The sequence below is a fragment of the Hydrogenophaga sp. genome, from assembly GCF_051858985.1.
GTDB lineage: Bacteria > Pseudomonadota > Gammaproteobacteria > Burkholderiales > Burkholderiaceae_C > Hydrogenophaga.
Genome location: NZ_JBHYGM010000003.1, coordinates 842,708 through 855,808, shown reverse-complemented (window position 1 = coordinate 855,808; position 13,101 = coordinate 842,708). Strand labels below are relative to the sequence as shown.

General features: G+C 66.6%; 13 protein-coding genes. 8 read left to right on the top strand and 5 right to left on the bottom strand.

Annotation, left to right across the window (positions count from 1 at the left end):
* The first annotated feature begins 86 nt into the window (after positions 1-86).
* The 4 genes from ACTIEY_RS16565 to ACTIEY_RS16550 all read left to right on the top strand — a co-directional run bounded on the left by ACTIEY_RS16565 (position 87) and on the right by ACTIEY_RS16550 (position 2,674).
* Positions 87-1,004, top strand: coding sequence for a LysR family transcriptional regulator (locus ACTIEY_RS16565; RefSeq protein ID WP_439520225.1), 918 nt, complete (start codon positions 87-89; stop codon positions 1,002-1,004).
* A gap of 172 nt (positions 1,005-1,176) precedes the next feature.
* Positions 1,177-1,389, top strand: a complete 213-nt coding sequence (rpsU, locus tag ACTIEY_RS16560; RefSeq protein WP_056273869.1) for a 30S ribosomal protein S21 — start codon at positions 1,177-1,179, stop codon at positions 1,387-1,389.
* 101 nt (positions 1,390-1,490) lie between these two features.
* Entirely contained in the window at positions 1,491-1,937 is a 447-nt protein-coding gene (locus tag ACTIEY_RS16555; RefSeq protein WP_439520224.1) for a GatB/YqeY domain-containing protein, read from the top strand.
* 110 nt (positions 1,938-2,047) lie between these two features.
* Positions 2,048-2,674: a hypothetical protein gene (locus ACTIEY_RS16550; RefSeq protein WP_439520223.1), complete on the top strand. Its 627-nt coding sequence runs from the start codon at positions 2,048-2,050 to the stop codon at positions 2,672-2,674.
* A gap of 1 nt (position 2,675) precedes the next feature.
* Here the strand turns inward: ACTIEY_RS16550 and ACTIEY_RS16545 are convergent, their stop codons facing one another.
* A complete protein-coding gene (locus ACTIEY_RS16545; protein ID WP_439520222.1) occupies positions 2,676-3,566 on the bottom strand; it encodes a DMT family transporter in 891 nt (296 codons plus the stop codon).
* Positions 3,567-3,658: 92 nt separating this feature from the next.
* Complete coding sequence (pmbA, locus tag ACTIEY_RS16540) at positions 3,659-5,086, bottom strand: metalloprotease PmbA (protein WP_439520221.1); 1,428 nt, start codon at positions 5,084-5,086, stop codon at positions 3,659-3,661.
* A 71-nt stretch (positions 5,087-5,157) separates the two neighbouring features.
* Between pmbA and yjgA the strand changes: the two genes are divergently transcribed.
* Genes yjgA through ACTIEY_RS16525 form a run of 3 tightly spaced genes read left to right on the top strand, consistent with a single transcriptional unit; the run spans position 5,158 to position 6,915 of the window.
* A complete protein-coding gene (gene yjgA / locus ACTIEY_RS16535) occupies positions 5,158-5,814 on the top strand; it encodes a ribosome biogenesis factor YjgA (protein WP_439520220.1) in 657 nt (218 codons plus the stop codon).
* Positions 5,811-6,416, top strand: a complete 606-nt coding sequence (gene mog, locus ACTIEY_RS16530) for a molybdopterin adenylyltransferase (protein ID WP_439520219.1) — start codon at positions 5,811-5,813, stop codon at positions 6,414-6,416. The genes yjgA and mog overlap by 4 nt, the downstream gene beginning before the upstream one ends.
* 22 nt (positions 6,417-6,438) lie before the next feature.
* The gene (locus tag ACTIEY_RS16525) at positions 6,439-6,915 is read left to right on the top strand and encodes an FKBP-type peptidyl-prolyl cis-trans isomerase (protein WP_439520218.1); all 477 of its coding nucleotides are present in this window, start codon (positions 6,439-6,441) and stop codon (positions 6,913-6,915) included.
* A 119-nt stretch (positions 6,916-7,034) separates the two neighbouring features.
* Here ACTIEY_RS16525 and cysE read toward each other — a convergent pair whose 3' ends face one another.
* Entirely contained in the window at positions 7,035-7,805 is a 771-nt protein-coding gene (gene cysE, locus ACTIEY_RS16520) for a serine O-acetyltransferase (protein WP_439520217.1), read from the bottom strand.
* A 10-nt stretch (positions 7,806-7,815) separates the two neighbouring features.
* Positions 7,816-8,550 (bottom strand): RNA methyltransferase, encoded by a 735-nt coding sequence (locus ACTIEY_RS16515; RefSeq protein ID WP_439520216.1) that lies wholly within the window; start codon positions 8,548-8,550, stop codon positions 7,816-7,818.
* 118 nt (positions 8,551-8,668) lie between these two features.
* Here ACTIEY_RS16515 and ACTIEY_RS16510 point away from each other — a divergent pair, with 118 nt between their 5' ends.
* Positions 8,669-9,580, top strand: coding sequence for an inositol monophosphatase family protein (locus ACTIEY_RS16510; RefSeq protein WP_439520215.1), 912 nt, complete (start codon positions 8,669-8,671; stop codon positions 9,578-9,580).
* Here the strand turns inward: ACTIEY_RS16510 and ACTIEY_RS16505 are convergent.
* The gene (locus ACTIEY_RS16505; protein ID WP_439520214.1) at positions 9,571-12,879 is read right to left on the bottom strand and encodes a PAS domain-containing protein; all 3,309 of its coding nucleotides are present in this window, start codon (positions 12,877-12,879) and stop codon (positions 9,571-9,573) included. The two genes, ACTIEY_RS16510 and ACTIEY_RS16505, sit on opposite strands and share 10 nt — an antisense overlap.
* Between the last annotated feature and the right edge of the window lie 222 nt (positions 12,880-13,101).

Here is a 13,101-nt window from a genome sequence, read left to right as displayed (position 1 = left end):
GGTTGGAGATTGCTTTTCAGCAGTGTTCTGCAATCCGCCGCGCGTGAGTAGTATGCTGATGCCGATTACGGCTATACGCCACGCGAATGACCAACAAGCTCGACCGCCTGCAACTCATCACGACCTTTCTGGCCGTGGCCGAGGTGCGCAGTCTTTCGGCTGCGGCCCGCATGCTGGGCACCAGCCAGCCCACCGTGAGCCGCCGACTGCGGGATCTGGAGCAACTGCTGGGTGCCCGGCTGGCCTCCCGGTCCACGCACCGCTTCGATCTCACGGCCGAAGGCGAGGAGCTGCAGCGCCGCGCGGCTGCCTGGGCGGACGTCTGGAGCGAGTGGGAAGACGGGCTGAAGTCGAACGTGGCGCTCCCGCAAGGCAAGCTGAGCCTGATCGCACCGCACAGCTACGGGCACGCCTTCCTCATGGACGCCGTCAAGGTGTTTCGCTTGCGCCATCCGCAGGTAGAGGTGGAACTGAGGCTGACCGATCGGCAGGTCGATCTCGTGGGGCAGGCGGCCGATTGCTGGATCCGGGTGGGCGGCTCGCGCGACCAGTCCCTGCATGTGCGTCCGTTGGGCCGCATGCGGCGCTTCCTGGTGGCATCGAACGCCCTCGAATTGCCCCATCCGGTGCATTCACCCGACGACCTGAGGACCACCCCCATGATCGGTCTCATCCCGCATGTGCTGGACCGGCTTGTGCTGCATTCGAATGCCCTGGGCGAACGCCGCACGGTGCCCATTCAAACGACGATCACGACCGACGGCCTCCTGGCCAGCTACCAGGCGATGCGCAAGGGACTGGGGGTGGCAGCGTGCGCGCACTGGCTCTGCGGGGGTGATATCGCCAGCGGGGAGGTTCGCCAGATCCTGCCGGGGTGGGAACTCGAACCCATTGCCATCGAAGCGGTTTCTGTCGCCGGGCGTTTTCGCCCGGCACGGATCAACGCGTTTGTTGACATCCTCTGCGAGGAGATGGCCCGGCTGGACGGTTTCGAACCCGCATGAGTCCGGGCGACTGCCGGCTTGCCCCAGGCAGCCAAATGGCTATAATGCTTGGCTTTGCTGGCAATTACCCGTCGGCCAATACCAGTTATTGACGGGACATTCTGCGGAAACGACGCTCGGGCCCGATCTTCCCGACCATCCTCTTCCCGCGCATTCTGGACAACTTTCGCCCATGACGACCATCCGTGTTAAAGACAACGAGCCCTTCGACGTCGCCCTGCGCCGGTTCAAGCGCACCATCGAAAAGCTCGGCCTGCTGACCGACCTGCGTGCCCGCGAGTTCTACGAAAAGCCCACCGCGGAGCGCAAGCGCAAGAAGGCTGCGGCGGTCAAGCGCCACTACAAGCGCGTGCGCTCCATGCAGTTGCCCAAGAAGCTGTACTGAACCAGCGCCGCCGGGCACATCGCCCGGCCGCCCGAAAGCCCGCTGGAGGATGCTCAAGCGGGCTTTTTCGTTGACGCCACTTTTTTCATCAGGAGCCTGCCATGAGCCTCAAGGAACAGATCACCGAAGACATGAAGGCCGCGATGCGCGCCAAGGACAGCGAGCGCCTGGGCACCATCCGCCTGCTCACCGCTGCCATGAAGCAGAAGGAAGTGGACGAGCGTGTGGAGCTGGACGACGCCATGGTGATTGCCATCGTCGACAAGCTGGTCAAGCAACGCAAGGACAGCATTGAAGCCTTCACCAAGGCGGCGCGCCAGGACCTGGTGGACAAGGAAACCGCCGAAATGAAGGTGCTGCAGGGTTACCTGCCAGCGCGGCTGTCGGCCGAGGAAGTGGCCGCGGAAGTCAGGTCCATCGTGGCCGAGCTCGGCGCCACCGGTCCGGGCGACATGGGCAAGGTGATGGGCGCGGTGAAGTCGCGCCTGGCGGGCAAGGCCGACATGGGCCAGGTGTCGGCGGCCGTGAAGGCAGCGCTGGCGGGTTGACGGCGCCCGAGATCGGGGCGTCGAGCGCTCGGCGGGTGAGGAATACCTCACAGCCGGCCCTGGCGGGCCTGCTGAATAATCACCTCCAAAAGATTCACGGGAGGTGAAGCGTGCCTTTTCAATCCGTTCGCCACGCATGGCGACTCTCGCTCTTGCTCGGACTCCAGGCCGCGCTGCCTTCGGCCAGCTGGGCGCAGACTTACAACTGCAGCACGCCCAGCGGCACGCGCTACCAGTCGACCAAGCCCTGCCGCGCTGGTCACACGCCAGGCATCACCTACTACGGTCCGAAGGTGGCTCCGCAGAGCAACCGCAAGTCGACGCCCGTGCCGCTGCCCCGCGCCGGGGATGAGTTGACGTACATGGGACCGAAATGCGCGTCCATGCAGGAAGCCATTCGCACAGCGCCCGCCCGAAGCATCGATGCCGTCACGGTGCGCGAGCTGCGGCGCAACTTCGACATCGAGTGCCGCGAGGAACACCAGCAGGCCCTGCAGAAACTCAATGCCGACAAGCGCGAGAAGCGCAACCAGGCCCATGAGCGCGAGAAGGAAGAGGGTCGGCAGAAGTCCGACGCCCAGCAAGCAGAGAAGAAGCTGATGGATCAGTGCGCCGAGATGCGCCGTGCGATCCACCTGCGCAAGCAGCGGCCCACGAACAGCGAGGGGGAGGCGCGAGACCTGCAGCGCTTTGAAGAGCGCTACCAGCTGCGCTGCGTACAGTCTGCTTCGCGCTGAGTCACACGCCCAGGATCAGGGCAGTCCCCGCCACGGCCAGCAGCGCACCCAGCCAGGCGCCCACCGCGGGGCGCCGCCGGTAGACCAGCCACAGGACCGGCAGGATCAGGATGGGCGTCACCGACGACAGCACCGCCACCAGGCCCGCCTGGCCGTGCTTCATGGCCTGCAGGATGAGGGTCATGCCCAGCGCCATGGCCACCGCCGCGCTGCCGAAGATGAGGGCGGCATCTTTCCAGCGCAGGGGTGCGAGCGAGCGGGCCCCGGCCCAGCCCGTGGCGAAGAGCAGGCCATGTGCCAGCAGGGCCATGCTCATGCGCATGGCCGAACCGGCCACGGCGTCGATGCCGGTCGTCATGAGTGGCTTGAGCATGAGTGTGGCCACCGACTGGCACAGCGCGGCCAGCAGCCCCAGCATCACGCCCACCGCCAGCCGGCCCTGCGTCTGTTCCCAGCCGTGGTGCTCGTCGCCCCGTCGTCCCCACACGATGGCGAGCATCACGCCCCCCACGAGCAGGCCACTGCCCACCAGCGCCCAGCCCCAGAGGGTCTCACCCAGAAACAGCCAGGCCATCACGGCCGAGAAGAGCGCATGCGTGGCGAACAACACCCCCGAGCGCCGTGGGCCCAGCCGGTTCATGCAGGCAAACAGCGCGGTGTCGCCGATGAAGATCCCGATCACGCCAGAGACCGCGAGCAGCCCGAAAGCCGAAGCGTCAAGGGTGCGCCAGCCGCCGGTGGCCAGCGCGATGGTCCAGAGAATGAGGCTGGCAAACAGCATGCGCCAGCGGCTGAAGGTGAACGCCCCCAGGCGCTGGGAAGCGGGAGCCGAGAACAGCGCTGCCACGGCCCAGCAGGCGGCGGCGAGCAGTGCCAGGGCTTCGGGGCGCATCGAAATCTACGCCGGTGAGAATCGGGCCAACGCCGGGCGAAACCCCAGGCGGCCCAGTCCCCACGGGGCGCAGCGGTGGAGCGTGGGAGCCGTCAACTTCCTGCGATCTTCATGCGATTCACGAGGATCGATCCTGTGGTCTTGGCACCATAGTTGTAGGCATCCGCGCCCACGGCCTCGATGCCCAGCAGCATGTCCTTCAGGTTGCCGGCAATGGTGATCTCGTGGACGGGATACGCGATCTCGCCGTTTTCCACCCAGAAGCCCGAGGCGCCGCGCGAGTAGTCACCCGTCACGTAGTTGACGCCCTGCCCCATGAGCTCGGTGACGAACAGGCCGCGCCCGAGCTTCCTGAACATCTCGCGCAGGTCGTCTCCGGGCTGTGTGAGGCGGCTGGTGAGCGTGAGGTTGTGCGAGCCGCCTGCGTTGCCGGTGGTGCGCATGCCAAGCTTGCGCGCCGAGTAGGTGGACAGGAAGTAGCCCTGCACTCGACCTGCCGACACCACTTTGCGACGGGCGGTGCGCACGCCTTCGTCGTCGAACGGCGAGCTGCCCTTGCCATTGCGAATGTGCGGGTCTTCGGCGATGTCGAGGTGCCTGGCCAGCACGCGCTTGCCCAGGCTGTCGTGCAGGAAGGTGGTGTTGCGGTAGAGCGCGCCGCCGCTGGTGGCCTGCACGTAGCTGCCCAGCAGGCCCGCGGCCAGTGGCGATTCGAACAGCACCGGGCATTCGGTGGTGGCGATCTTGCGGCCGTTCAGGCGCGCCAGCGTGCGCTCGGCCGCATAACGGCCCACGGCTTCGGGCGTGGCCAGGTCTTGCGGGGCCCGCTGCGAGCTGTACCAGTAGTCGCGCTGCATGTTGGCGCCCTTGCCTGCAATGGGCGCCACCGAAAGGCTGTGGCGCGAACTGGCGTAGCCACCACTGAAGATGCCGGGCTTGCCGCGCTCGCCGCCGCGCAGATGCGCCGCGAAGAAGTGCGACTGCTGCGCCGACACGCCTGCACCTTCGCTGTTGTTGATCTTGCGGCTGGTGGCGAAGGCCGCCGCCTCGCAGGCCAGCGCCACGCGCGCGGCTTCTTCCGAATTGATGGACCAGGGATGGAAGAGGTCGAGGTCGCTGTACGTGTCCGCCACGTCCTGCGCATCGGGCAGGCCAGCCATCGGGTCTTCCGCCGTGAAGCGCGCGATGTCGTAGGCGGCCTGCACCGTCTGGCGGATCGCGGCAGCAGAGAAATCCGACGTGGAGGCGTTGCCGCGCTTCTGGCCCAAGTAGACCGTGACGCCCAGAGACTTGTCGCGGTTGCGCTCGACGTTTTCCAGCTCACCCTTGCGAACCGACACACTCAGCCCGGCGCCTTCCGAGATCTCGGCAGCGGCGTCGACCGCACCCAGGTGCTTCGCGTGGGTCAGGGCCAGATCGATGAGCTCCTCGAACTGGCTGCGCGCGTACTGGAAACCCGTGAGGGGACTGCGGGGGTCGGCGACGGGGCCGGAACCGGGGGCTTGGGAGGGGTTTTTCATGTCGACGGCTATGATACTTGCCGCTCCTCCATGGCCGCGCCTTCGGCGCAGATGCCCACTTCACCCTGATCATGTCCCGCAAACCCACCAAAGGCTATTTCGTCCGTGGCCAGTTCGTCGCCCTCGGCAGCGAACTGGACCAGGAGCTCAAGCGCGAGCTCAAGGGTTCGGCGGAGATGAGCAAGACCGACCTCAAGAAATACAGCGACCGCCTGCAGCAGCTCGGTGAGAGCCTGCTCACGCTGCGCGCGGACCTCATGAACAAGCTGGAGCTGTCCGAGAAACTGGTGGATGCGGTGGACGAGGCGCGGCGCATCACCAACTTCGAGGGCCGCCGCCGCCAGATGCAGTACATCGGCAAGCTCATGCGTGGCGTGGACGAGGACACCCTTGCCGCCGTGGAAGCCGCGCTGGACGAACAGAACAAGGGCTCGGCCAAGGGCACGCTCTCGCTGCACCAGGCCGAGCAATGGCGCGACCGCCTCATCGCCGACGACGAGGCGCTCACGCACTGGCTGGAACTGGACTCGGGCGCCGATGTGCAGCAATTGCGAGCGTTGATCCGCCAGGCCCGCAAGGACGCCCAGGCCACGCAAGCCCAGGAGCGTCCCGGCGAAGCCGTGCGACACGGCAAGGCCTACCGCGAGATCTTCCAGACCGTGAAGGCCGCGTTGAACCAGGGCGACGCCGACGAGAGTGACGCCGCCACCGAAGACGACCAGCCATGAGCGAACTTCACCGCAGCCCCGCCGATGCCGTGCGCATCGGCATCGTCTCCATCAGCGATCGCGCCAGCAGCGGCGTCTACGAAGACAAGGGACTGCCCGCCTTGCAGGATTGGCTCACGCGCGCTCTCCAGAACCCCATCACGTTCGAGCCACGCCTGATTCCCGACGAGGTGGATCGCATCAGCGCCACGCTGGTGGAACTGGTGGAAGCCGGCTGCTCGCTGGTGCTCACCACCGGTGGAACCGGTCCGGCCCTGCGCGACGTGACGCCCGAAGCCACGCTGGCCGTGGCGCACAAGGAGATGCCTGGCTTCGGCGAGCAGATGCGCCAGATCAGCCTGGCCTTCGTGCCCACTGCCATCCTCTCGCGCCAGGTCGCGGTGGTGCGGGGCCAGAGCCTGATCATCAATCTGCCAGGCCAGCCCAAGGCGATTGCCGAGACCCTCGAAGGCCTGAAAAACGCCGATGGCACGCAGAAGATCAATGGCATCTTTGCCGCTGTGCCCTACTGCATCGACCTCATCGGGGGCCCCTACCTCGAGACGAACAACGACATCTGCCAAGCCTTCCGCCCCAAATCTGCCGTGCGCCCCGGGCGCTGAACCCCTCCATCAAGAGAACGCCATGAAGATTGCCAAGGACACCATCGTCACCCTCACCTTCCGCGCCACCGATGCCAAAGGCAAGGTGCTTGAAGACGGGAAAACCCCCCGCGCCTACCTGCACGGTGGCTACGGCAATACGCTGCCAGGCGTGGAGCTGGCGCTGGAAGGGCAGGAGCCGGGTTTCGAAACCACGGTGAAGCTGCTGCCCTCGCTCGCCTTCGGCGATCGCGACGAGACGCTCGTGACCACCATCTCGAAGAAGAACTTTCCCCCCGGCGTGAAGGTGGGTGGTCAGCTGGAAGGCAGCGACGACCAGGGCCAGCGCCAGGTGTTCACCGTGACCAAGATCAAGGGCGACACGGTGTACCTCGATGGCAACCACCCGCTGGCAGGCCAGGAGCTCACCTTCTCGCTGAAGGTGGTCGATGTGAAAGCGGCCTCAGCCGAGGAGATCGCGCATGGCCACGCGCACGGCGACCACGGCCATCACCACTGACCAACGCCCCTGTTCGCCCTGAGCCTGTCGAAGGGCTCGTGCGTTGCATCGTGTGAAGGCTTCGACAAGCTCAGCCCGAACGGGGACGTGTTCAGCCCAGCGCGTGAAACAGGCTGGGACTACTTGCCGACGAGTTGATTCAGTTTTTCGGCTTCAAAGCACTCTTCGCGCGCCGCATCGCTTGGGACGCAATCGCCGTCTCTCGCCTCCGCCAGTTTTTCGATCGCCTGCCACAGCAGCGCAATCTGGTGTTCCTGGCTGGCGGTGCTGTCGATCAGGCCGCGCATGGCCTGCGACAGCGGGTCGTCTTCCTGCGTGATGCCATAGGCCTGGAACTTCTGGCCCTGCTCGGTCACGTCGGCGCTCTCGCCGGTCTTGCTGTGGATGATGCGCGCCGGAATGCCCACCGCCGTGGCACCAGCGGGAACCGGCTTGATCACCACCGCGTTGCTGCCGATCTTGGCGCCGTCGCCCACCAGGAAGCCGCCGAGCACCTTGGCGCCGGCACTCACCACCACGTCCCGGCCCAGCGTCGGGTGGCGCTTGGTGCCTTTGTAGAGTGAGGTGCCGCCCAGTGTGACGCCCTGGTAGATGGTGCATCCGTCACCGATCTCGGCCGTTTCACCCACCACCACGCCCATGGCGTGGTCGAAGAACACGCGCTCACCCAGCTTGGCGCCGGGATGGATCTCGATGCCGGTGAACCAGCGCGAAAGGTGCGAGATGAAACGCCCCGCCCACTTGAAGCCATGCGTCCAGCACCAGTGCGCCGGCCGGTGCAGCCAGACCGCGTGCAACCCGGGATAGCAGGTGATCACCTCCCACGTTCCGCGTGCAGCGGGGTCGCGGTCGAGGATGCACTGAATGTCGGATCGGAGGCGGGCGAACATGGCGCAGAGTCTAGCCCTTGGCGCGCGCGGCGGCTTGCAGCATGGCCTTGGCAACACCTCGAAGAATGTGGATTTCCTCGTCGCTCGGTGCGGCGCGGTTGAAAAGCTGGTTCAGCCGCGGCATGAGCTTCCTGGGTGCGGCGGGGTCGAGGAAATCCACGGCCACCAGGGCCTGTTCCAGATGTTCCAGCATGCCGGCGAGTGCCTTGGCATCGGCCTGCGCGCGCTCGGGCACGGTCACCGGTGCATCGAATCCCCCCAGTGCCTGACGCCAGTCGTAGGCAATCAGTTGCACCGCCGCCGCCAGGTTGAGCGAGCCAAAGTCAGGGGCGGTAGGAATGGAGAGCGCCGCGTGACAGCGGTAGACATCTTCGTTGCGCATGCCGAAGCGCTCGGAGCCGAACAGGAACGCCACGCCATCGGGAGGCTCGTTTGCGCCGAGCAGACCGGTGAAGTGCTCACGCGGCGACCGGGTGGGTGGACCGAAGTCGCGCGGGGTCATGGCCGTGGCGCAGAGGTGGCTCATGCCATCCAGCGCCTCGTCCAGCGTGTCGACGATGCGCGCCCTGGCCAGCACGTCGTTGGCGCCGCTCGCGCGCTGGATGGTCTCCTCTCGGCGCAGCACGTTGGCCCAGCGTGGCTGCACCAGCACGAGGTCGTCGAAGCCCATCACCTTCATGGCGCGGGCCACGCCGCCCACGTTGCCGGCATGGCTGGTCTGGATGAGGACAAATCGGGTGCGCATGCGTCAGGGGCCTGTAACGGTAAAATCCCGGCTATTGTCGCCGCCCGCATCGCCGGGCCCACCCTCCTGCTCATCCCCTGTTGCGCCCGCTCTGGCGGCGCGCCGAGGTACACAATTCATGTCGTCCACACTCCATCCCATGCTCAACGTGGCCATCAAGGCCGCACGCACCGCTGGCACCCTCATCAACCGCGCCGCGCTGGACGTGGAGTCGGTCCGGGTCTCCGTCAAGCAGACCAACGATTTCGTGACCGAGGTCGACCAGGCCGCCGAAGCCGCCATCATCGACACGCTGCTCACCGCCTACCCCGACCACGCCATCTGGGCCGAGGAATCGGGCAAACGCCCCGGCAAGCACGGCGGCGCAGACCATGTCTGGATCATCGACCCGCTGGACGGCACCACCAACTTCATTCACGGCTTCCCGGTCTACTGCGTGAGCATCGCGCTCATGGTGGGCAACCGGATCGAACAGGCCGTGGTCTACGACCCTTCGCGCAACGACCTCTTCTGCGCCACGCGCGGGCGCGGCGCCTACATGAACGACCGCCGCGTCCGCGTGGCCAAGCGCACCACGCTGCGCGACTGCCTGCTCTCCACCGGCTTTCCCTTCCGCCCGGGCGACTCCTTCCAGACCTACCTGCAGATGTTCGGCGACGTGATGCCCCGCGTGGCCGGCCTGCGCCGCCCCGGTTCGGCCGCACTCGACCTGGCCTATGTGGCGGCAGGTTTCACCGACGGCTTCTTCGAAATGGGACTCTCTCCCTGGGACGTGGCTGCGGGCGCCCTGCTGGTGACCGAGGCTGGCGGCCTGGTGGGCAACTTCACCGGTGAATCCGATTTCCTGGAGCAGAAGGAATGCCTGGCCGCCAACCCCAAGATCTATGGCCAGCTGGTTGGCCTGACGGGCAAGTACAGCAAGTTCGCGAGTGCGGGTGACAAGGCCGCGGTGCGCCAGGCCCGCAAGGACGCCGCGCGCGAAGCTGCCGCCAGCGACCCTGCCGAAGGCGACGTCGAGCCTCAGGCCTGAGGCAGACGAAAGAAGAAGGTGGCGCCCTTGCCGGGTGCCGACTCGGCCCAGATGCGGCCGCCGTGCCGCTCAATGATGCGCGCCACGATCGCCAGCCCCACGCCCATGCCGGGCACGTCGCTGCCCGGGTGCAGGCGCTGGAACAGGCCGAAGAGTTTCTCGGCATGCGCCATGTCGAAGCCCATGCCGTTGTCCCGCACGACATATGCCCGCTGGTTGGCATCGAAGCCCGCGACCACATGCGGGATCGGCTGGTGGCGCGAATATTTCAGTGCGTTGTCCATCAGGTTGGAGAACACCTGGCGCAGCAATGTCGCATCGCCCAGCGCGTGCGGCAGCACGCCCACATCGATGCGGGCGTGAGGCATTGGGGACGACAAGGCGTCGGCCACGGAATGCGCCAGTTCCCGCATGTCCACCGGCACAGCGTCCAGCTCCACGCGCACCACACGCAGGAGTTCGAGCATGTCGGTGAGCATCTGTCCCATGTTGCGCGCGGAACGGACGATGCGCTCGAACATCTCGCGCCCGCTCGCGCTCAGCCGCTCCGCCTCTTCCTCTCGCACGATGGCAGCAAAGCCATTGACCGAGCGCAGCGGCGCGCGCAGGTCGTGCGCAATCGAATACGAGATGGCCTCCATGTCGCGCATCGATCGCTCCAGCTCGGCCGTGCGTTCGCTCACCCGCTGCTCCAGGCTCGCGTTGAGCGCGCGCACCTGCTCCTGCGCGGCCACGCGTTCGGAAATGTCGATGTGCGTGCCGGACATGAACAGCGCGCGGTCCTGGTCATCGCGCTGGTGCACGCGGCCTCGCGTGTTGATCCACACCCAGTGGCCGAGCTTGTGGCGCATGCGGATGTCGCATTCATAGAAAGGCAGACTTCCCCGCAGGTGCCGGTCACGAATCGCGTCCGCCCGACGCAGATCCTCCGGGTGGACCAGCGCTTCCCAGGTCTCGTACCGGATGGGCTGCAGCTCGCTCAGCGTGTAGCCCAGCATGTCGGCCCAGCGTTCGTTGACCGTCAGGGTGTTCTCCGCCAGGTTGGTCTCCCAGATGCCGGGGCGCGTGGCGTCCAGCACCCAGGCCAGCCGCTGACGCTGCTCGCGCAGGGCTTCCTGCGCCTCGAAATAGGAACTCACGTCGGTGAAGGTGCGCACCAGCCCGCCGTCGGGCAAAGGACGCGAGCGGATGTCGAGCGTTCGACCCTGGTGCGTCTTGCGCCAGTACTGCCCGGGCGACTCCACCCCGCCGGGCTGGGCCAGGTAGCTGTGCGCCTCTGGCTCGACCAGCCGCATGCCGTCACCAAAGTCACCGCGCTCCCGCTGGAACTTCACGATGTCTTCGTTGGACGGCCGCCCGCGCAGCAATTCCTCGGGCAGGTCCAGCAACTCGAGCACGCGCTGGTTGTAGATCAGGATGCGGCCGCTGGCGTCCACCTTGGTCAGGCCCTGGCTGATGCTGTCGAGCGTGGCTTGAAGCGCGGCGCTTTTTTCGGCCAGCAGCCGGCTGGTGGCCTCCAGGTCCTGGCGGGTGCGACGGCGCTCCGCGTGCCCGCGCCAGGCCAGCACAAGCTGGCGCACAGCGCCCAGCAGGGGTTGCAGGAAATCAATGTCCTCTCGCGTGTAGCCGTCGGGCTGGTTGGCCAGACCCACCATGGCGACCAGTCGGTCGCCCACCGCAAGCGGAATGCCCAGGAAAGCGTCCATGGCCGGGTGGCCTTCAGGCAGCCCCGCAGCGCGCGCGTCGTGGCGGGGATCGTTGGCAATCACCGGTTCGCCGGTGACCAGGGCGTGGCCAAACAGCGACCGCAGGTTGCGAAACGCCATGCCGGCGTCCATCTGGGATTCGTACATGCGACGCGACGCTTCGTCCCATGCGATGTTCGTGATGGCGTGTGTGCGCAGGTAGGGCTTGTCGTGCCCGTCGTAAAGCACCTCGCCCACGAAGCCGTAGGTGCTGCCGGTCACGCTCAGGAAAGCCGCAAGCAGGCCTTCAAAGGCACGCCGCTTGTCATCGGCCTCGATGTAGACCGCCTGCGCCAGGCGCACCGCCTCGAGCATGCGGTGCTGGCGTTCGAGCTTCTGAGCGCCCAGGCGCGCCTGGGTCACGTCGGTGGTAAAGCCGTGCCAGATGACCGCTCCGTCGGGTTCGGCCTGCGGCACGGATTCCACGCTGTACCAGCGGGTGATGCCACTGGGCAGGTGCACGCGGTACGTTTGCCGCCAGGTGCTGAGCTGGCGCGCCGACACTTGCAGCGATTCAATGACGGCAGGCCGGTCGTCCGGGTGCACCCGATCGAAGAGGATGCGCGCGTCGCTCTGCAGGGCCTGGGGCTCCACTTCCAGCATGTCGCGCGCAGCGTCGTTCACGTAGGTGATGACACTGCGGCCGTCGCGCAGCAGACGGGCCTGGTACATCATGCCGGGCACCCGGGCCGCGATGTTCTGCAGCAGCTTGAGCTGCTCGGCCAGGCGCAGGGTGGCCTCGCGCTCGGCGGTGATGTCCTGCACCACGCCGAAGTCGGTTTGCGGGTTGCCCGCCACGGTGGTCTGGCCGATGCGGGTACGGAACCAGCGCAATTGACCATCGGGCCGTGTCCATCGGAACTCCACTTCGCGCCCGTCCATCGCCTGGCGCGCGGCCAGCCAGGCGGGCTTGTCGTCCGGGTGGATCCCGCCCCGGCCGTCCTGGCGGCGGATACGGTCTTTCGGCTCCAGCCCGGCCATGCCGTACAGGCCCAGCGACCAGACCACTTCGTCCTCGTTCTCGGCATTGGTCCAGTGCCCCACCCCCGCCATCTTTTCGATCACCGCATGCAACTCGACCTGCTGCTGCAACTTCACGTTGGCCTGGCGCAGTGCCGCTTCGCTCTGGGCACGGGCTTCCTCCGCCTCGAACTCGCGCGTGGCCTCGGTGAGGTAGACGAGCGCCAGCGGCTCCGGCTCGCCCGCCAGCACCGTGGTGTGCAGTCGAACCCGGTGCTTCACACCATCGCGAAGGCGCAGAAAGTGCAGCGGACGGGCTTCAGGAAGTTGACTCACGTAGCGATCGCGCTCGTCCACGCTGGGCCAATGGCCGATTTCCACGGTCGTGCGACCCAGGGCAGCTTCACGGGGCGTCCCGGTGAGCGCCTCCCACGCATCGTTGACGGCCAGCAGGCGGCCGTCGCTCAAGCGGGAAACCGATGCCGCAATCGGCGAGGCCATGAACAGGGCCTCGAAAGGCAGGGCGGCATCGGGCAGCATGGATATCTGGGCACCTGCCGGGGTCGGCGGGGTGGCGGAAACAGCTTCGGCCATGCGCGCTCGTGGTTGGAGTGGAGGAATGTCGAACGCACAAATTGTGCCGGACAGTTCCTACAGAAAGCGGCCGATATGGCTGCTAAAGTGCCCGCTTGTCCCCGTTCCTCCTCTTCACCTCGGGCCCGCAGCGGCCCGGACCAGTCCGCTGGCATGCTTTTGGTCTACATCCTTGAACGACCACTCGACCCGGGAGACATTGAACATGTGGCTGGCACGGCG